We start from the raw sequence: 19,475 nt of genomic DNA on the forward strand, positions 1-19,475 counted from the left end.
AACCTCGGTTCGGTCTGACTGGCAGTTGGGTCCCTTCACCGTGGGGTGGGCGGGTGACGGTGCACACTGTGGCTTGAGTTCGGTGAGCCAGTTCTCCTAGATTCCTTTCGCTGAAGCAAATGAGTAGCTAATCGGGGGGATTTTCATGAAGCATCGTCGTGTCACAAAGAGCGAACCAGGCGTGCAGCGCCGGACTGACGCGCACGGCGCGCACGGAGGCCACGATCGCCTCGACGATCCGCTGCGACCCGTCCAGGTCCGCGACGGCCTCGGACACCTCGGTGGCGACGGCGGTCGCGGCCCTGACGATCACGCCCAATGTCTACGGGCGCACCCGCGGTGACCGCGGCCGGCTCGTCGGCCATGAGACAACCCGCGCACCACCCCTGTACTGCGGATTCTCGGTCGTTGACAGGTCGACTCGGCGCTGGCACGGTGGCCCCGTGACCGTCCGTCGAGCGTGGGAGACCGTGTGACCGCGCTGTCCGGGATCGACATCTTCGCCGGGGACGTCCTCGACGACCCGTACCCCGTGTACGGACGGCTGCGCGAGTTCGCGCCCGTGCACCGGGTCCCCGAGACCGACTTCTACCTCGTGTCCACCTGGGAGCTGGTCGCGGAGGCCGCCGCCCGCACCGAGGAGTTCTCGTCGAACCTGACCGGGGTCCTGGTCCGCACGGAACACGGCGCCCCGACCACCTTCGACATGAGCGGAGGCGGGCAGGCGGTGCACGTGCTCGCGACCGCCGACGAGCCCGACCACCGACGGCACCGCAAACAGGTGCTGCCGACCCTGGTGGCCAAGCGGGTGCGCGCACTCGAGCCGGTGGTCCGCGAGCTGGCCGAGCGGCTGTGGACCGAGGGTCATGACGGCGACCGGATCGACTGGGCGACGGCGATGGCCGACCGGCTGCCGCTGGCGATGGTCGCCCATCTCGTCGGGCTGCCGGAGCAGGACGTCCCGCGACTGCTGGTCTGGGCGTACGACAGCACCGAACTGCTCAGTGGGATCGTCGGCGACGACGGCCTCGCCCGACTGGTCGGGTCGGCGGCCGAGCTCGCGGGCTACCTGCACGCGAAGTTCGCACTCGCGCAGGCAGATCCGCGCGACGATCTGATCGGGGACCTGGCCCGGGCCTGCACGGGGGGTGAGCTCGCGGAGCACGAGGCCGTGCTGATGCTGGTGCAGTTGGTCGGCGCGGGTGGCGAGTCCACGGCAGGTCTGATCGCGTCCGCCGCCCGACTGCTGGCCACCCGTGCGGACCTGCAGGCGACGCTGCGTGAGCACCCGGAGTCGATCGACGCGTTCCTCGACGAGACCCTCCGCCTGGAATCGCCGTTCCGTGGCCACCATCGGCACGTGCGTGTCGACGCGGTCCTCGGCGGGGTTCCGGTGCCCGCGGGCAGTCACCTGCTGCTGCTGTGGGGGTCGGCCAACCGCGATCCGGCGGTCTTTCCCGACCCCGACGAGTTCGACCTCCACCGCCCGAACATCCGCTCGCACATGGCCTTCGGCAAGGGCCTGCACTTCTGCGTCGGTGCGGTGCTCGCCCGGATGGAGGCGCGGGTGGCGGTGTCGCTCCTGCTCGAGCGCGGCGGGCTCGTCGCGCTCGACGGTCCGGACGCGACGCGGTGGGTGCCCAGCCTGTTCGTGCGGCGGCACCGCCGAATGGTTCTCGCGGTCGACGGCTGAGACGGGGCTACTTGCGTCGCAGCCAGTCCCCGACTTGCGCCGCGAAAAGTGTTGCGGTGCCGACCAGTACGAGTCCGGCGTAGGCCAGCGGTGCCCACTGCAGAACTCCGCCGGTCGCAGAGGACGCGTCCGCGAGCAGCGTCCAGAACGCGACCGCCGCGCCCGCGGACAACAAGCCGATCACCGCGAGCGCGATCCGGGCCCCGGCATGCCGGGCGCGGAGCAACTGCAGGCAGATCAGCGCGGCGACCAGCAGGAGCGCCGCTGTGCCCGCGCTGACGAGCAGGGTCAGGGAGACTGCGTCGGTGATGTCCCGGTGCGAGGTGGTGGGGCTCTGCTGCGCGAGGCTGCCTTCGAGGGCGGTCCGGACCGAGGACAGGTCGAGGGCCGTCGCGGCCGCGATGCCGATCAGCACCGCGAAGGAGGCCACCCACGCCCACGTCGCCAGCGACAGTGCCCGTGGCGCGGCGCCGTCGGCGACCGGGTGACGAGGCTCGACGCGGAACTCCGGCCTCGGCGGCGGGGGGCGGTGCGGCGCCGGGCCGGTGCCGGACCCGTCGCCGGCGGAGTCGTCCGGTCCGGGTTGCTCGGCGGCTGAGTTCTGCACGACAGGATCGTATCCGCCGGTCCCTTCCCCGCCGACAGGTCTGGGCGGGGAAGGGACCGGTCGGTCAGAGCGCGAAGGTGTACCAGCTGGAGAACGTGCTCAGGTGTCCGCGAATCGCGACGCCGATCAGGTTGAGACCCGGCCCGGTGGAAAGGTCGACGCGGACGGGTGCGCCGGGAGCCTCGGTGCTGCTGAACGGCACGGTCACCTCGTGGCTGAACGGGGCGATTCCGTCCATCCACGCGATGGTGACCGGCATCGAGCACACCGGATTGGCGTCCCAGGCCGGTCCCTGCCCGCGCATTCCGCGGGAGGTGAGGACGACGGTCCTGCTGCCGGGGCGGGTCGGGTCGGTCTCGACGTCCAGGTGGATTGCCCCGGCGCACAACGCGTTGTCGCCCACCACCCAGATGTCGTCACCCAGAAAGCCCAGCTTGGGCGTCGGATACGGCGCCGCCGCCGACACTCCCGCCGTCGCGACGAGTGCGGCCGTCGCAACGGCGGCGACGGCACCTGCGCGCACGGCAAAACTACGAATGGTCATGTGAGTCCCCCGTAAGTGACACTTCCCCTGGCGACCCCGCGGCGGTTGGCCGCGTGATCGAACGGTCAGGTTGGCACATTGTGAGGCCCGGGAACAAAACCCGAAACGTCCCCGTTGAGCATCTCGACAGCCTTGAGTGTGCTCGACTCAAGTTTGGTTTGACTCCGGAATTGCCGGGGTGCAAACTTGAGCCTGTGCCACTCACTTAAGGTGAGAAAGCGAGAAACACATCCAGCACGTCGAGCCCGGCCGATCCATGGCCGGGCGTGCTGCAACACGTAGGAGGAATCACTATGGCTCGTGCGGTCGGTATCGACCTCGGGACCACCAACTCGGTCGTGGCAGTACTCGAGGGCGGCGAGCCCGTAGTGGTCGCCAACTCCGAGGGCTCCCGCACCACCCCGTCGATCGTCGCCTTCGCCAAGAACGGTGAGGTGCTGGTCGGCCAGCCCGCGAAGAACCAGGCGGTGACGAACGTCGACCGCACCATCCGTTCCGTGAAGCGCCACGTCGGTACGGACTGGAACGTCGAGATCGACGGCAAGAAGTACACCTCGCAGGAGATCAGCGCGCGCACGCTCATGAAGCTCAAGCGTGACGCCGAGGCCTACCTCGGTGAGGAGATCACCGACGCCGTCATCACCGTTCCCGCGTACTTCGAGGACGCGCAGCGTCAGGCGACCAAGGAAGCCGGCCAGATCGCCGGCCTCAACGTCCTGCGCATCGTCAACGAGCCCACTGCGGCCGCGCTGGCGTACGGCCTGGACAAGGGCGAGAAGGAACAGACCATCCTGGTCTTCGACCTCGGCGGCGGCACGTTCGACGTGTCCCTGCTCGAGATCGGCGACGGTGTCGTCGAGGTCCGCGCGACCTCCGGCGACAACCACCTCGGCGGCGACGACTGGGACGAGCGCATCGTCAACTGGCTCGTCGACAAGTTCAAGGCGTCCAGCGGCATCGACCTGACCAAGGACAAGATGGCCCTGCAGCGTCTGCGCGAGGCCGCCGAGAAGGCGAAGATCGAGCTGTCCTCCTCGCAGAGCACCTCGATCAACCTGCCGTACATCACGGTGGACGCCGACAAGAACCCGCTGTTCCTCGACGAGCAGCTCACCCGCGCCGAGTTCCAGAAGATCACCTCCGATCTGCTCGACCGCACCCGCGCGCCGTTCCAGGCCGTCATCAAGGACAGCGGCATCTCGGTCAAGGACATCGACAACGTCGTGCTCGTCGGTGGTTCCACCCGCATGCCCGCCGTCTCGGACCTGGTCCGCGAGCTGACCGGCGGCCGTGAGCCCAACAAGGGCGTGAACCCGGACGAGGTCGTCGCCGTCGGCGCCGCCCTGCAGGCCGGCGTCCTCAAGGGCGAGGTCAAGGACGTGCTGCTGCTCGACGTCACCCCGCTGTCCCTCGGCATCGAGACCAAGGGTGGCGTGATGACCAAGCTCATCGAGCGCAACACCACCATCCCGACCAAGCGCTCCGAGACCTTCACCACGGCCGACGACAACCAGCCGTCCGTGCAGATCCAGGTCTTCCAGGGCGAGCGCGAGATCGCCTCGCACAACAAGCTCCTGGGATCCTTCGAGCTCGCCGGCATCCCGCCGGCCCCGCGTGGCGTGCCGCAGATCGAGGTCACCTTCGACATCGACGCCAACGGCATCGTGCACGTGACCGCGAAGGACAAGGGCACCGGCAAGGAGAACACGATCAAGATCCAGGACGGCTCCGGCCTGTCCAAGGAGGAGATCGAGCGGATGGTCAAGGACGCCGAGGCGCACGCCGAGGAGGACAAGGCCCGTCGCGAGGAGGCCGAGGTCCGTAACCAGGCCGAGTCGCTGGTGCACCAGACCGAGAAGTTCGTCAAGGACAACGAGGACAAGGTCCCCGCTGACGTCAAGACGAAGGTCGAGGCCGCCATCGCGGAGGCCAACACCGCCCTCGCCGGCACCGACATCGCCGCGGTGAAGGCTGCCGTGGAGAAGCTCGCCACCGAGTCCCAGTCCCTGGGCCAGGCGATCTACGACGCCCAGGCCGCCGATTCCGCCGCCGGTGACGGTGCGGGCCCGAGCCAGGGTGACGACGTCGTCGACGCCGAGGTCGTGGACGAGCCCGCCGACCAGGACAAGAAGTGACCGCGGAGAACCCCGACCGCGAACCGGCCGACGCGCCCGCCGCCGACGCCGACACCACCCCGGCCGCCGCTGATGCGGCGGCCGGGGCCGCGGCCGAGATCGAGGTCGACGAGCTGGCCAAGGCCATCGTGGAGCGGGACCAGGCCGTCAAGGACCTGGGCTACGCCAAGGCCGACCACGCCAACGATCTGCGCAAGTTCAAGATCCGGCAGGCCGAGGCGGTCGATGCCGCCAAGGTCGCGATCGTCACCAAGTTCCTCGACGTCGCGGACGACCTGGACCGGGCCCGCGCCCACGGTGACCTCGAAACGGGTCCGCTGAAGGCGTTGTCGGACAAGCTCTCCGGCGTGTTCGAGGGCATCGGACTGGTCGCGTTCGGGGAGGAGGGCGACGTGTTCGCCCCCGACCTGCACGAGGCCGTGCAGATGGAAGGCGACGGACACCACCCGGTGCTCGGGGCCGTCCTGCGCAAGGGCTACCGCCTCGGAGACCGGGTGCTGCGGCACGCAATGGTCACCGTGACGGACGTCGAGCCTGCGTCGCCGGAGTCCGAGCAGTAGGTACACAGGAAGTAGCGAGAGGAGGAGACGCCCGGTGAGTCAGCGGGAGTGGATCGAGAAGGACTTCTACAAGGACCTGGGCGTCTCCTCTGACGCCTCGGCCGACGAGGTCAAGAAGGCGTACCGGAAGTTAGCGCGGGAGCTGCATCCCGACGCGAACCCGGGTGACGCCAAGGCCGAGGAGCGGTTCAAGGCCGTGAGCGAGGCCAACGCGGTGCTCTCGGACCCGGCCAAGCGCAAGGAATACGACGAGGCCCGACGGCTGTTCGCCAGCGGCGGTTTCGGTCGTGGTGGATACCAGCCCGGCGCCGAATACTCCACCGCTGGTGGCGGTTTCGGTGGCGGAGAGTTCAACATCGGGGACCTGTTCGGCGGTGGCGGCGCCGCCGCGGGCGACGGCGGCATCGGGGACCTCTTCGGCGGCCTGTTCGGCGGTGGACGGGGCGGTCGCACCGCCACCGCGTCCCGGCCGCAGCGAGGCAAGGACGTCGAGGCCGAGACCACCCTGCCGTTCCGCGAGGCGGCCACGGGCGTCACCGTGCCGCTGCGCCTGACCAGTCCGGCCTCGTGCACCACCTGCCACGGCAGCGGTGCGAAGCCGGGCACCAGTCCGCGGGTGTGCCCGCGCTGCAACGGTTCCGGCATCGTCAGCCGCAACCAGGGCGCGTTCGGCTTCAGTGAACCCTGTGACGACTGCAGGGGGACCGGCTCGATCATCGACGACCCGTGCGAGGACTGCCACGGTACCGGCGTGCAGAACCGGACCCGCAGTATCACCGTCCGGATCCCGCCCGGGGTGAGCGACGGACAGAAGATCCGCCTCGCCGGACAGGGTGAGGCCGGACTGCGAGGCGCGCCGTCGGGCGACCTGTACGTCACCGTTCATGTCAAGGCGGACAAGGTTTTCGGGCGCAACGGTGACGACTTGACCGTCATCGTCCCGGTGAGTTTCGGCGAGTTGGTGCTCGGGACCACGCTGTCCGTGCCGACCCTCGAAGGTCGGGTCGGGGTGAAGGTGCCGCCGGGCACGGTGGACGGCAGGATCCTGCGCGTGCGCGGGCGCGGCGTACCCAAGCGCGGCGGTGGCGCCGGCGACCTGCTGGTGACCGTGAAGGTCGCTGTGCCACAGGATTTGGACGACGATGCGGCAGCGGCCCTGCATGCCTACCTGGATGCCGAGAAGGCCAGTGGATTCGATCCCCGTGGGGGATGGGCGGGCGCCTGATGGCCCCGCAGGCGATGCGACGGAGGTGAACTATGTCGGAAGAGCGAGATCGGGGCACTCCGCCGGATCCCGATGCGCAGGTGTTCGTCATCTCCGTGGCGGCCGAGTTGGCCGGGATGCACGCGCAGACCCTGCGCAACTACGACCGGCTCGGTCTGGTCACCCCGCTGCGGACCACCGGCGGCGGACGCCGGTACTCGCCACGGGACGTGGCACTGCTCCGTGAGGTGCAGCGACTGTCCCAGGACGAGGGCGTCAACCTGGCCGGCATCAAGCGCATCATCGAGCTGACCAATCAGGTGGAGAGCCTGCAGCGCCGGGTCACCGAAATGGCTCAGGAGATAGCGCAACTCAGTGCGGGCTACCGACGTGACCTGGTGCCGCTGCCGCGCAACAACGCGCTCGTGGTGTGGAAGCCACGGCACCAGCGCTGACGCTGCACGTACGCATCAGGGATGTCCGACGAGTACGTAACCGGCGTTCAGGTTCGGGAACCCGGTGTCCAGGGTGGGGTTGATGCCGTAGGCACCGGCCACGCCGGTGATCCGGGTGCCGTCGAGTGACGAGGCGCCGCGGTAGTTGTTCGCGGCGAACACGGCCTGGGCGCCGCCCGGCAACGCATACGTGACGTCCACTCCGACCCCGTTCGGATCGTTGTTGTACGCGGTGACGATCTCCGTCGAATGTGGAGCGAGGAAGCCGCGTGGCGCGCTCATCCACTGCCCGTACGGATTCGACGAATCCTGCAGCACCATCGGTGCGTCGGTGGCGTTGGTGATCGTCATCGCGATCGTCGGTCCGTCGGTGGGAAGCGTCCCGGCGTCGGCGGCGCCGGCCGTGGCGTGGGCGACGCCCGCCACCGCGAGGGCGGTGACGGGCAGAACCGCGTAGCGGGCGAGACGGCGGCTGGGGGTGATGATCATGGTGAATTCTCCTGTGTCAGTGGCGATGACTCAACTATCCGGCGCGGGCGCGGTCTCGTCTGTCCGCCGACCGGCCCGGGGACCGGGTGAATCCGGGGTCCACCGATCGGGGGACCCGCTGCCGGAGCTGCTCGGAGCATCCCCTCGAATCGCCTGTTCACGGGGGTGATCGCGTGAGAAGCTGGGCCATGACCGTTCTCGGTTCCGGGGGAACGAACGTCGGGAAGGTGCGGGTGGTCGTCGGCGACGACCACCCGATGTTCCGCGACGGCGTCGTGCGCGCGCTCGTCGGGAGCGGGCTGGTCGAGGTGGTCGGCGAGGTCGACGACGGGGCGGCGGCGCTCGAACTCATCCGCGAGCACCGACCACAGGTCGCCCTGCTCGACTATCGGATGCCACATCTGGACGGCGCCCAGGTGGCAGCGGCGGTCCGCCGCGACGAACTCGGCACCCGGGTGCTGCTGCTCTCGGCCCACGACGAGGCCGCGATCGTCTACCACGCGCTGGAGGAGGGGGTGGCCGGCTTCCTCCCCAAGGAGTCCACCCGCTCGGACATCGTCGCCGCGGTCCTGGACTGTGCGAGCGGCCGCGACGTGCTGCCCGCAGACCTGGCCGCGGGACTGGCGGGGGAGGTGCGCCGGCGCGCCGAACCCACCGGCCCGGCGCTGAGCGCACGGGAACGGGAGGTGCTCGCGCACATCGCACGCGGGTTGAGCATCCCGGCCATCGCGGGTGAGCTGTACCTGGCGCCGTCCACCGTCAAGACGCACGTGCAGCGGCTCTACGAGAAGCTCGGCGTCGGTGACCGGGCCGCGGCGGTCGCCGAGGCGATGCGTCGGGGACTGCTGGAGTGAGCAGACCGGCGGCTCCTACTTGCCTGACCTCGGCGCCGGGCACGGGAACCCGGGTCGAGTTCACCGTCGCGTCGGTCAGACCGGGCAGCCCGACCCCGTCTGGCGGGTGACGAAGTTCGGCCGCACGTCCAGGTCCGGCTCGTCGTAGAGGCGGTGGAACGTCGGCGTCAGCGCGGCGGACATCGGTGGGTTGATCCACGACCAGTCGGTCGGGCAGGCGCGGCCCGCCTTCTCCTCGCGGTCGACGAAGTCGAGGAACTGCCTCGCCACCGTGTGGTGATCGACCATGATCACGCCGGCCTTCCGGTAGCTGTGGATCACCGCGCGGTTCAGCTCGACCAGTGCCCGGTCCCTCCACAGGGTCCGGTCCGAGCGCATGTCCAGTCGCAGCTTGCGCGCGATCGTCGGCAGCATGTCGTAGCGGTCGCTGTCGGAGAAGTTCCGAGCCCCGACCTCCGTGCTGACGTACCACCCGTTGAACGGCGCGCACGGGTAGGTGAGGCCACCGATCTCGAGGTCCATGTTCGAGACCGCGGGCACCGCATGCCATTTGAGATTCAGCTTCGCGAACCACTTGTAGTTCGGATGCTCGAGCGGCACCTCGAGGACCAGGTCGCGGGGCACCTCGAACCACTGCAGCGGCTCGTCCGGAACGGAGATGAGCAGCGGCAGCAGGTCGAAGTGGGTGCCCTCGCCGCGCCAGCCCATCGCGGTGACCTGCTCGGTGAGCTCGATGTGCGCGGGATCGCCGACGACGGTTCCGTCGGCCTGTCGATAGCCGGCGTACCGGATCAGCTGCGGGCTGAGGATGCGGAACTCGCGTCCGTCCGGCAGCGGCCGCGGCCCGATGGTGATCACCGACTGCAGGGCGCCGCCGTTGGTGGCCGTCCGCAGGTGGTCCCAGCAGGCCTGTGCGAGGTCCGCTGCGGTGACCGCGTGCCGCGCGTCGAGCAGTTTGAGGGTGCGCCAGTGGTTGCGGCCGACGCAGCGCGCATGGTTGCGCCAGGCGAGCTTGGCGCCGACGAGCAACTCCTCCGCGGTGTGCTCGTACCGACCGGTCAGTGCGAACTCGTCGAGCACCTCCGCGACCCGCGACGCCGGCAGGTGCGCCAGTTCCGGTTGCCGGAAGAACTCGGCGCACTCACGCAGGCGACGGTCGAACTCGTCGGATGTGGGCGCCGGTCTGGTCGCGACCTCTCGGTCACGCAGGCATTCCTCCCCGAAGGACATGGGCACTGCGGTCGGTCTCCATTTCTCTGCGGCGCGCAGGCGGAACCGGGCGGGTCCGCTGGTGCTCGTGTGACGCGTGAGTCTTTCATGATTGCAAAGAGTCTTGCCCTTTCCATCCGGGGTGATCGTCGCTTAGACTCGCCCACGACCCATCGGCGACCGCCGTGACGGGCCCCGCGACCTGCCGGAACGCGACAGGTCGCGGTTTGTGTGCGGAACGGGGACTCTGCAGTGGACTCAACGACTATTTCGCTTGTCCGGACGACCTTCAAGGCCGTCGCGGCCGTCGACGACGGACCGGAGAAGCTGACGCGGTCGTTCTACGGGATCCTGTTCGCGCAGAACCCCGAGGCTCGCGAGTTCTTCCCGGCCGCGATGGACGTCCAACGCGATCGCCTGGTCCAGGCGATCGCATACGTCATCGACAAGCTCGAGAACCCCGAGTCGATCCTCCCGTTCCTGGCGCAGCTCGGCCGCGACCACCGCAAGTACGGCGTCGAGGACGCCCACTACGTCGCCGTGGGCAACGCCCTGATCACTGCCCTGAAGAACTTCGCCGGCTCCGAGATCTGGACCGAGGAGGTCGACTTCGCGTGGCGTGAGGCCATCGCCCTGATCGCCTCGACGATGATGGACGCCGCCAATTCGGAGACCGGCCCGCGGGCCTGGATCGGCACCGTCGTCGAGCACAAGCAGGTGCTGCGCGACGTCGCGGTGGTCCGGCTGCAGCTCGACAAGCCGATGCAGTACGGCGCCGGACAGTACGTCAGCGTCAGCGTCCCGGGTCGCCCGCGGATGTGGCGTTACCTCTCGCCGGCCATCCCGGCGAACGACCAGGGCCAGATCGAGTTCCACGTCCGCCGTGTCTCGGGTGGTTGGGTCAGCCCGGCGATGGTCGGTCAGACCAACCTCGGCGACACCTGGGCGATCGGGTCCCCGCTCGGCGCGCTCGGTGTGGACCGCACCACGGAACGCGACATGCTGATGATCGGGTCGGGGACCGGTATCGCGCCGCTGCGTGCGCAGGTGATGGAAATGGCCATGCGCGGTAACAACCCCCGCGTGCACCTGTTCGTCGCAGGCACCTATCCGTGCGACCTCTACGACATCGAGACGCTCTGGCAGCTCTCTCAGACCAACCCGTGGCTCACGGTGATCCCGGTGTCCGCGGAGGACACCAACCCGTGGTGGCACTTCGACCCGATCCCCACCCCGCCGCCGGGCATGTACCAGCGGATCACCGGCAAGGTCGGGCAGGTCGTCGCGGAGTTCGGCTCGTGGGCCGACCGCGACATCCAGATCGTCGGATCGGCCTCGATGATCCAGACCACCAAGTTCCGCCTGCAGGCCAAGGGCACACCGGTGGAGAGCATCCGGCACGACCCGCTGTTCTGACGGGTCACGTCCCGAGGATGTTCACGGCGCGGGCGGCGACGAGTCCGACGGTCACCAGCGAGACGACGGCCTGGGACATCATCAGCACCTTCGCCCACCGCGACAGCGGCATCGTGTCGGTGGGGGAGAAGGCCGTCGCGTTGGTGAACGAGACGTAGAGGTAGTCGAGGAACGTCGGCCTGAAGTCCGGGTCCAGTCGGGCGTCGGCCATCTGTGGGAACAGGAAGTCCGGGGTCTGGCTGCGGGCGCCGGCCCGTGCCGCGGGCCCGCCGCGGTCGAATTCCCAGTACCACAGCGCGTAGACGATGACGTTCGTCAGCCAGATCGAGGCGCCGGACGCGAGGATCTTGCCCGCCGTGACGTCAGCGCCGGTGAGGATGGCGTCGATCAGTAGCACGGTGGACACCGCGTTGGTCACCGCCAGGACACCGATCAGCACGAGGGACAGCGGGCGCAGCGCCGGATGACGGTCGTGCACCGGGCCGGGATTGCCGATCAGCAGGATCGCGCACAGCACGATCTCGATCGCGGGTGCCGCCGAGCGTGGTCGCAGCACGAACGAATCCGGCAGCAGCAGTTGCAGGATCACCGCGACGAGCAGCACGGCGATCATCGACCAGCGCGGCTCGGCCAGGTGCGGTCGCAGCCAGCCGGGCAGTGGTGCGTGCTCGCCGCCGAGCGCTCCGTACTCCCAACGCCGCACCCGCCCGGACGGCTCCTCCCCGCCCGGCGAGTCGCCGCCCTGATCGTTGCCCGTCACAGGTGCCATCGTCCACGACCCGGCCGGCCGCCGCCCGGTGAACGGGAGGTCGTGCGCGGTATGTCCGGTCAGCGGGAGTGGCCGTAGGCGCGGGTCGCGGGCCGCTCCTAGCGTCGTTCGCAACAATCATCAGCGAAAGGCAGGCAACGTGAGCGCCTCTACTTCAGCGTCCGCCGGAACCGAACCCACCGAGGTCGACGCCGTCGTCGTCGGTGCGGGCTTCGCGGGAATGTACGCGTTGCACCGCCTACGCGCCGACGGCCTGCGCGTGCGGGTGATCGAGGCGGCCGACGGGGTCGGCGGTGTCTGGTACTGGAACCGGTATCCCGGTGCGCGCTGCGACGTCGAGAGCGTCGACTACTCCTACTCGTTCTCCGAAGAACTGCAGCAGGAGTGGGACTGGAGCGAGAAGTACGCGACGCAGCCCGAGATCCTGCGCTACGCCAACCACGTCGCCGACCGGTTCGACCTCCGGCGGGACATCACGTTCGGCACCCGCGTCACCGACATCGTGCTCGACGAGCAGGCACTGCGATGGGAGGTCCGCACCGGCTCCGGCGACGTGGTGTCCACGCGTTTCGTCGTCCTGGCGGTCGGCCCGTTGTCGAACGCGAACATCCCCGACATCGCGGGCCTCGACTCGTTCGAGGGCGGTGTCTTCCACACCGCACACTGGCCGCACGAGGGCGTCGACTTCACCGGCAAGCGGGTCGGTGTGATCGGCACGGGATCCTCTGGTATCCAGACGATTCCGTGCATCGCGGAGCAGGCCGCGCAGCTGCACGTGTTCCAGCGCAGCGCCAACTACAGCGTGCCGGCGGGCAATGTCCCCCTCAGCGACGCCGATCGAGCGGCGCAGAAGGCGAACTACGCCGAGCGGCGTCGGCTCTCGTTCCTGAGCGGTGGCGGTTCGCCGCACGAGGCACATCCGAAGTCGGCGCTCGAGGCGTCCGAGGAGGAGCTGCGGGAGGCCTACGAGCGGCGCTGGCAGCTCGGCGGCGTGCTGTTCAGCAAGACCTTCCCCGACCAGGTGCTCAGCACCGAGGCGAACGACACCGCCCGGATCTTCTGGGAGGAAAAGGTCCGCGCGGTGATCGACGACCCGGCGGTCGCGGAGTTGCTGATCCCGAAGGATCACGCGATCGGCACCAAGCGGATCTGCACGGACGCGAACTACTTCCAGACCTACAACCGCGACAACGTGAACCTCGTCAACCTCAAGGCGACGCCGATCGAGAGCATCGACGCAACGGGTGTGCAGACCACCGGCGAACGTTACGAACTCGACGCGCTGGTCCTCGCAACCGGATTCGACGCGATGACCGGGTCGATGGACAAGCTGAACATCGTGGGCCGCGGCGGACAGACGCTGAAGCAGGCGTGGGCTGCGGGTCCGCAGACCTACCTCGGGCTCTCGGTGGCCGGGTTCCCGAACCTGTTCAACATGACCGGCCCGGGGAGCGTCTCGGTGCTCGCGAACATGGTGCTGCATTCCGAGCTGCACGTGAACTGGGTGGCCGACGCGATCGCCCACCTCGACGCGCACGGCGCCGCCGCGCTCGAGGCTCGTCCGGACGCGGTCGCGGACTGGGTCCAGGAGTGCACCGACCGTGCCGCCGCGACCCTGATGCCGACCGCGAACTCGTGGTACGTCGGCGCGAACATCCCCGGCCGCCCCCGCGTGTTCATGCCCTTCGTCGGCGGGTTCGGCGTGTACGGACAGATCATCGCGGACGTGGCGGCCGCGGGCTACAAGGGATTCGACGTCATCGAGGCGCCCTGACGCCTGCTGAATTGCGCTGTGTGGTAAGCGGAACCGCCAACTGGGCAAATTATGCTCACAGTTTGACGTGACCTGGATCACTCACTAGCCTCGCCACCAAGCAAGTGCTTGATCGATCCGTTGGCATCTTTCGCACCAAGGAGAACCCTTGAAGATTCGGCATTCCGCACTCGTCGCGGCAGTCGCGGCGTCCACCCTCGCGCTGGCTGGTTGCGCCGGCTCGAGCTCCGACCAGGCGGGCGGCGGCGGGGCCGACCAGCCCTATCGGGTCATGATCACCGCCGGGCTCGGAGGCCAGGGCGCCCTCGCGGCGAACGCCAAGACGTCGGTGCTCGCGGCGAAGGCGGGTGCGCAGGTCGTCAACGGCAAGGGCGGCGTCGGCGGTCGCCAGGTGGAGTTGACCGTCGTCGACGACGGCGGCGACCCGACCACGGCGGTAACCAAGCTGCGCGAGGCGATCTCGTCGAACAAGAAGCCGGACCTGTTCCTGGACTCCGGGCCGTCGACGGTGGCGCTCGCGGTGCTGCCGATCCTCAAGCAGAACAGCATCCTCTCGTTCAACATCAGCCCCACCGAGGCGACTTCGGACCCGAAGCAGTTCCCGCTCAACTTCGACCTGGCACCCGGACCGGACGTCAACAACGTCGCGATCGCCGGCTACGCGAAGGGCAAGGGCTACGACGCGGTCGGCATCATCCACTCGAGTTCCGGGTCGGGTGAGGCGTACGGCGCGGCGGCGAAGAAGGCGTTGTCCGACGCCGGGATCAAGGTCACCGACAACCAGGTGTTCGACCCCGCCGCGCTGGACATGACCCCGCAGCTGCAGTCGCTCAAGAACTCCGGTGCCAAGGCTCTGGTCGTCGACGCCTACGGCGCGCCGCTCGGCTACCTGTTGCAGAGCCTCCAGCGGCTCGACTGGAACGTGCCGCTGATCGGTCAGACCACCGTTTCCGCAACGAATCTCATCGCCACTGACCCGCCGACCGGCGTGCTCGGTACGCCTCAGGTGGCGAACCTGGTCACGCAGGTCTTCCGGAGCACCGTCCACGACGCGAACGACACCGAGGTCAACCAGATGGTCGACACGATGAAGTCGCTCGGCGACATCCCGTCGACGCTGATCCTCGCCGACAATTTCGACGCCTTCCAGCTCGTCGCGGCGGCCGCCGACCACGCGGGCACCACCACCGACGCCAAGAAGCTTGCCGCGGCGCTCGAGACCGGCTCCGTGCTCGAGAAGGCCGAGACGGCCTTCCTGCCGAGGTACAACTTCACCGCGGACTCGCACGCCGCTGCCCCGAACACCGACGCCTACAAGTTCGTCGCGCCGAGCAAGATCGTCAACGGCCAGTTCGGAAACCCGAACGCATGACCCTGCTCTGGTCCGGGCTCGCACTCGGAGCCGTGTACACCTTGGTCGCGATCGGCTACAACATCGTGTTCGTTTCCTCGAACACCTTCAACTTCGCGCAGGCGCAGCTGATGATGGTCGGCACCTTCGTGGCCTACACGGGCCTGGTCACGCTGAAGCTTCCGGTTCTGGTCGTTGCGGTGCTGGCCACGGTGACGGTGATGATCCTGGCGGCGGTGGAGGAGATGGTGGCGGTCTGGCCGGTCTCAGACCATCAGAACCAGTTGGTCACCACCCTCGGCGTCGCGACGCTGCTCAACGGTGCCACCCAGTTGATCTGGGGCAGTGAGCCGTTGACGGTTCCGTTCTTCGGATCCGGCGACCCGATCACGCTACTCGGCGGGCGCACCTATCCCGCCGAGATCGCGCTCCTGGTGCTGGCGATCGTGTTGGTGATCGTGTTGAGTCAGGTCAGCAGGCGCACCATGACCGGACTCGCCCTGATGGGGATCTCGGAGGACCGTGAGGCGGCGATGCTCCGCGGTGTCAACGTACGGCGGCTCGCCCTCGGCGCGTTCGTATTCTCGGGTGCACTCGCCGGGTTCCTGGGACTGTTCGTGGGGCCCAAGACCTTTGCCGTCGCCACTCTCGGCGCCGCGCTCGCGATCAAGGGCTTCGTCGCGTTGGCGATCGGCGGCTTCGGCTCGCTCCCCGGAGCGTTGATCGGCGGGTTGTCGGTCGGATTGATCGAGTCGTTCTCCGCGCTGAACTTCGGTAGCGAATACAGCAGTATCGCGGTCTTCGTCGTGCTGATCGTGGTGCTGCTGGTCAAACCTGCCGGACTGTTCGGCCGGGTGCGGGAAAGGGTGGTCTAGCCATGGCTCTCTGGCGTATGTACAGGGCACTGCCGAGTTGGCTGATCCCCGCCATCCTGGCCGTCGTAGTCGTCGTCCTGCCTTATGCGGGACTGAGTTTCGCCGCCTCCCGACAGATCCAGCTCGCCTGCATCCTGGCGCTCGTGGTCTCAGGCCTGAACTTGAGTCTGGGGTACGCCGGCGAACTCGCGCTGGGGCAGGCGGCGATGTATGCGGCGGGCGCGTACACAGCTGGACTGATGTCGATCCACGGGCACACCGACATCGTGCTGCAGTTGCTGGTGTCCGGTCTGGTGGCACTGCTCGTGGGAATCGTGACGGGTGTTCCCGGATTGCGACTCGGGGCGTGGTCGATGGCCATGACCTCGTTCTTCCTGGTGCTGTTGGTGCCGGACATCCTCTCCGTGTTCAAGGAGACCACGGGCGGCCGGAACGGACTCAGCGGAATCGTGCCCGCCACGCTGTTCGGGCAGCCGATGGACGGCACGCAGTTCTACGTGGTGATCGCGGTGGTGACCATCGCCTGGTTTGCCGTGTTCCGGAACCTGGTGGTGTCGCGGCACGGCATCGCTTTCCGCACTCTCAAGCAGAGCCCGGTGCTGGCCTCGTCGGTCGGGGTCTCGGTCTTCCGGATGAAACTGCTCGGATACGCGATCGGCGCCTTCCCCGCCGGTCTGGCGGGTGCACTGTTCGCGAACCTGGACCTGTACATCTCCCCGGAGGCGTTCGGATTCACCTTCGCCACAGCGGTTCTCGCAGCATCGATCCTCGGCGGCTCGGCCAGCGTCTACGGCGCGCTGGTCGGTGCCTTCATCATGCAGATCGGACCCAACCAGTCCTCCGCATTCCAGGAGTACGCGCTCGTGTTCTACGGCGCCTTCCTGATCGTCGGTGGGGTACTGCTCTCCGGTGGTCTGGCGCGGCTCGGACGCGGACTGGTGTCGCGCCTCGACCGGCGGGCCGGGGTCGGCTCCGCTGACGGCTCTGCGGCGCCCGACGGGGACGGGCGGGTCGAGATGCAGATCGGCACTCTGCGTGGGGCCCCACTCGTTGTCGAGGGAATATCGAAGAAGTTCGGTGGCAACCAGGCGTTGTCGGAGGCCTCGCTGCGTGCCGAACCGGGCAAGGTGACGGCGCTGATCGGACCGAACGGCTCCGGCAAGACCACCATGCTCAACATGATCTGCGGCTTCTATCGCCCGGACTCCGGTCGAATCCTGGTCGGTGACAACGAGGTTCAGCGGCTGGCTCCGTACCGGGTGGCAAGGGTGGGCGTCGCGCGCACCTTCCAGACCCCGAACATTCCGGACAACATCACCGTGCTCGACGCTGTGGCGGCCGGTCGGTACAGCACCGATCGGGCGTCCATGTTCTCGACGGTCTTGCGGCTGCCGCGATTCCGGAAGGTACGGGCGGCAGATCTCGACGAGGGCCGCAGGGCGCTGGAGATGGTCGGCATGGCGCACCTCGCCGACGAGACCGCCTCCTCGCTGCCGCTGGGCATGCGCCGGTTGCTCGAGGTGGCTCGGTCCGTGGTGTCCTCCCCCCGGGTACTGCTCCTGGACGAGGTGGCCTCGGGCCTGGACGAGAACGAGGTGCAGCGCCTCGCCGAACTCATCAGGGCGCTGCGCGACGCAGGCGGCACGATCGTGTTGGTGGAGCACAATTTCCGACTCGTGCTGGAGCTGGCCGACAGCATCGTCGTTCTCGCCCAGGGCAGCGTCATCGCGGTGGGCAGTCCTCACGAGATCGAGGAGAACCCCCGCGTGCTGAGCGAGTACCTCGGCGTCAGCGTCGAGGAGTCCGGGGGACGAACGCTCGGCGACGAGGAGGCCGCGCTGGCCGGAGAGGTTGGCCAGTGAACACCGACAAGCCGCTGCTGAGTGTGCGCAACGTGGAGTCCGGTTACGGCGACCTGCGGGTGGTCTGGGACGTGAGCCTCGATGTCCACCCAGGCAGGGTGACTGCACTACTCGGTCGCAACGGGGCGGGCAAAACCAGTACCCTGCGCGCGATTTCGGGTCTGAACAAGGTCTCCGCCGGCACGGTCGAGTTCGACGGCGAGGACATCTCGAAGCTGGCGCCGCATCAGCGCGTCCGGCGGGGGATGGCCTATGTGCAGGAGGGCAAGAGGGTCTTCCACCGGCAGACCGTCGAGCAGAATCTGCTGCTCGGTGGGTACACCCGCCGGCTGCGTCGCTCGGCCCTTCGACAGGAGGTCGACCGCATCTACGAACTCTTCCCGATCCTCGGTGAGAAGCGTGGACTGCTCGCCGGGGCGATGTCCGGCGGCCAGCAGCAGATGCTGGCAATCGGTCAGGCGCTGATGGCTCAACCGAAGCTGCTGCTGCTCGACGAGCCGTCCGGCGGTCTCGCGCCCGTCATCGTCAACGAGGTGATGGAGCGGGTCGCCGCACTCAAGGAGACCGGACTGGCGGTGCTGCTCGTCGAGCAGGCGGTGGAAGCGGCGATGAGCGTGGCCGATCACGTCACCGTGCTCGACATCGGGCGGGTGGTGATGGACGCCGACGCCGCCGACATCGACGACCTGGCCGTATTGCGCGACGCCTACTTCGGTCGGGTATAGGCGGAGCGCCGAACTCCCGGCTCGCGTCGAATCCGACAGTGAGCCGGGAGTTCGGCGTTCGTCGTCTTTCGGCCCTCCCGCTGCGCGGGAGGGCCGGTGTCGTTCCAGGGGGCGGGGCCCTAGCGTCGATCTGGACGTGGAAGGGGGCAGTTGTGTCTCGAATGACGGGCAAGGTTGCGGTCGTCACCGGTGCGGCGAACGGGATGGGTCGCAGTCACGCGGTGCGGTTGGCGGCGGAGGGTGCCGACATCATCGCCCTCGACCTCCCCGGCGCGGCTGCCGACCTAGCCGAGACAGCCCGCCTGGTAGGCGAACTCGGGTGCCGCACGGTGGTGGCGAGTGCGGACGTGCGCGACCTCGCCGCGGTGCAGGCCGGGGTCGACCGCGGCGTCGACGAGTTCGGTCGGCTCGACGTGGTGGTGGCGAACGCCGGCGTCAGCGACAACCCGGGGCCGGCGTGGACCATCGACGAATCGGTGTGGCGGCGATCGCTGGACATCAACCTGACCGGGGCCTGGCACACGGTGAAGGCCGCGGTGCCGGCGATCGGCGCGGACGGCGGCTCCGTGGTGATCGTCAGCTCCACCGCCGGCGTGAAGGCGGTCGCGGGTGCGGCGCACTACTCGGCGAGCAAGCATGCGGTGATCGGTCTGATGCGCACCCTGGCAAACGAACTGGGTCCACGTTCGATCCGCGTCAACGCGCTGCTTCCGGGTGCGGTCGGGACCAAGATGACGCTGAACCCGGCGACCTTCGCCCGCCTGCGCCCGGACTTGGAGAACCCCTCCGCCGAGGACGTGATGGAGGTGCTCGCGCGCAACCACCTGCTGCCGGTGCCGTGGGTGGAGTCGGAGGACGTGAGCAACGCACTGCTGTTCCTGGTCTCCGACGAGTCCCGGTACGTCACCGGAACCCAGCTGGTCGTCGACGCCGGCCTGACCCAGAAGGTGTGA

At 68.5% G+C, this 19,475-nt stretch carries 19 protein-coding genes; 13 read left to right on the forward strand and 6 right to left on the reverse strand.

Annotation, left to right across the window (positions count from 1 at the left end):
* Positions 1 to 127 precede the first annotated feature (127 nt).
* Positions 128 to 313: a hypothetical protein gene (locus FK531_RS10910; RefSeq protein ID WP_142099117.1), complete on the reverse strand. Its 186-nt coding sequence runs from the start codon at positions 311 to 313 to the stop codon at positions 128 to 130.
* Between the two features lie 159 nt (positions 314 to 472).
* Between FK531_RS10910 and FK531_RS10915 the strand changes: the two genes are divergently transcribed.
* Positions 473 to 1,693, forward strand: coding sequence for a cytochrome P450 (locus FK531_RS10915; RefSeq protein ID WP_142099119.1), 1,221 nt, complete (start codon positions 473 to 475; stop codon positions 1,691 to 1,693).
* 7 nt (positions 1,694 to 1,700) lie between these two features.
* Here the strand turns inward: FK531_RS10915 and FK531_RS10920 are convergent, their stop codons facing one another.
* Both FK531_RS10920 and FK531_RS10925 read right to left on the reverse strand, forming a co-directional pair.
* On the reverse strand, positions 1,701 to 2,300 hold the full coding sequence (locus FK531_RS10920; protein ID WP_246098098.1) for a hypothetical protein: 600 nt from the start codon (positions 2,298 to 2,300) through the stop codon (positions 1,701 to 1,703).
* Positions 2,301 to 2,364: 64 nt separating this feature from the next.
* The gene (locus tag FK531_RS10925; protein WP_142099122.1) at positions 2,365 to 2,844 is read right to left on the reverse strand and encodes a hypothetical protein; all 480 of its coding nucleotides are present in this window, start codon (positions 2,842 to 2,844) and stop codon (positions 2,365 to 2,367) included.
* 293 nt (positions 2,845 to 3,137) lie between these two features.
* Between FK531_RS10925 and dnaK the strand changes: the two genes are divergently transcribed.
* From dnaK to FK531_RS10945, 4 genes are read left to right on the forward strand one after another with little or no spacing between them, the layout of a single operon-like run.
* The gene (gene dnaK / locus FK531_RS10930) at positions 3,138 to 4,979 is read left to right on the forward strand and encodes a molecular chaperone DnaK (protein WP_142099124.1); all 1,842 of its coding nucleotides are present in this window, start codon (positions 3,138 to 3,140) and stop codon (positions 4,977 to 4,979) included.
* Entirely contained in the window at positions 4,976 to 5,539 is a 564-nt protein-coding gene (gene grpE, locus FK531_RS10935) for a nucleotide exchange factor GrpE (RefSeq protein ID WP_142099126.1), read from the forward strand. The genes dnaK and grpE overlap by 4 nt, the downstream gene beginning before the upstream one ends.
* A 34-nt stretch (positions 5,540 to 5,573) precedes the next feature.
* On the forward strand, positions 5,574 to 6,764 hold the full coding sequence (gene dnaJ, locus FK531_RS10940) for a molecular chaperone DnaJ (RefSeq protein ID WP_142099128.1): 1,191 nt from the start codon (positions 5,574 to 5,576) through the stop codon (positions 6,762 to 6,764).
* A gap of 32 nt (positions 6,765 to 6,796) precedes the next feature.
* Positions 6,797 to 7,198 (forward strand): heat shock protein transcriptional repressor HspR, encoded by a 402-nt coding sequence (locus FK531_RS10945; RefSeq protein WP_142099130.1) that lies wholly within the window; start codon positions 6,797 to 6,799, stop codon positions 7,196 to 7,198.
* Between the two features lie 15 nt (positions 7,199 to 7,213).
* Here FK531_RS10945 and FK531_RS10950 read toward each other — a convergent pair whose 3' ends face one another.
* Entirely contained in the window at positions 7,214 to 7,687 is a 474-nt protein-coding gene (locus tag FK531_RS10950; RefSeq protein WP_142099132.1) for a hypothetical protein, read from the reverse strand.
* A gap of 188 nt (positions 7,688 to 7,875) precedes the next feature.
* On the opposite strand from FK531_RS10950, the gene FK531_RS10955 reads away from it, so the two are divergent.
* Complete coding sequence (locus FK531_RS10955; protein ID WP_142099134.1) at positions 7,876 to 8,541, forward strand: response regulator; 666 nt, start codon at positions 7,876 to 7,878, stop codon at positions 8,539 to 8,541.
* Positions 8,542 to 8,616: 75 nt separating this feature from the next.
* On the opposite strand, the gene FK531_RS10960 is transcribed toward FK531_RS10955, so the two are convergent.
* A complete protein-coding gene (locus FK531_RS10960) occupies positions 8,617 to 9,771 on the reverse strand; it encodes a nitric oxide synthase oxygenase (RefSeq protein ID WP_142099578.1) in 1,155 nt (384 codons plus the stop codon).
* A gap of 231 nt (positions 9,772 to 10,002) precedes the next feature.
* On the opposite strand from FK531_RS10960, the gene FK531_RS10965 reads away from it, so the two are divergent.
* A complete protein-coding gene (locus tag FK531_RS10965; protein WP_142099136.1) occupies positions 10,003 to 11,166 on the forward strand; it encodes an FAD-binding oxidoreductase in 1,164 nt (387 codons plus the stop codon).
* A 4-nt stretch (positions 11,167 to 11,170) separates the two neighbouring features.
* Here the strand turns inward: FK531_RS10965 and FK531_RS10970 are convergent, their stop codons facing one another.
* Positions 11,171 to 11,926: a hypothetical protein gene (locus FK531_RS10970; protein WP_246098099.1), complete on the reverse strand. Its 756-nt coding sequence runs from the start codon at positions 11,924 to 11,926 to the stop codon at positions 11,171 to 11,173.
* Positions 11,927 to 12,074: 148 nt separating this feature from the next.
* Between FK531_RS10970 and FK531_RS10975 the strand changes: the two genes are divergently transcribed.
* From FK531_RS10975 to FK531_RS11000, 6 genes are all read left to right on the forward strand, one after another.
* Positions 12,075 to 13,709 (forward strand): flavin-containing monooxygenase, encoded by a 1,635-nt coding sequence (locus FK531_RS10975; protein ID WP_142099138.1) that lies wholly within the window; start codon positions 12,075 to 12,077, stop codon positions 13,707 to 13,709.
* 148 nt (positions 13,710 to 13,857) lie between these two features.
* The gene (locus FK531_RS10980) at positions 13,858 to 15,081 is read left to right on the forward strand and encodes an ABC transporter substrate-binding protein (protein ID WP_142099140.1); all 1,224 of its coding nucleotides are present in this window, start codon (positions 13,858 to 13,860) and stop codon (positions 15,079 to 15,081) included.
* Positions 15,078 to 15,935, forward strand: coding sequence for a branched-chain amino acid ABC transporter permease (locus FK531_RS10985; protein ID WP_142099141.1), 858 nt, complete (start codon positions 15,078 to 15,080; stop codon positions 15,933 to 15,935). The genes FK531_RS10980 and FK531_RS10985 overlap by 4 nt, the downstream gene beginning before the upstream one ends.
* Positions 15,936 to 15,937: 2 nt before the next feature.
* Positions 15,938 to 17,797 (forward strand): branched-chain amino acid ABC transporter ATP-binding protein/permease, encoded by a 1,860-nt coding sequence (locus FK531_RS10990; RefSeq protein WP_142099143.1) that lies wholly within the window; start codon positions 15,938 to 15,940, stop codon positions 17,795 to 17,797.
* Complete coding sequence (locus tag FK531_RS10995; RefSeq protein ID WP_142099145.1) at positions 17,794 to 18,522, forward strand: ABC transporter ATP-binding protein; 729 nt, start codon at positions 17,794 to 17,796, stop codon at positions 18,520 to 18,522. The genes FK531_RS10990 and FK531_RS10995 overlap by 4 nt, the downstream gene beginning before the upstream one ends.
* 161 nt (positions 18,523 to 18,683) lie before the next feature.
* Complete coding sequence (locus FK531_RS11000) at positions 18,684 to 19,475, forward strand: mycofactocin-coupled SDR family oxidoreductase (RefSeq protein ID WP_290367621.1); 792 nt, start codon at positions 18,684 to 18,686, stop codon at positions 19,473 to 19,475.

It is taken from the genome of Rhodococcus spelaei, assembly GCF_006704125.1.
Classification (GTDB): domain Bacteria; phylum Actinomycetota; class Actinomycetes; order Mycobacteriales; family Mycobacteriaceae; genus Rhodococcus_G; species Rhodococcus_G spelaei.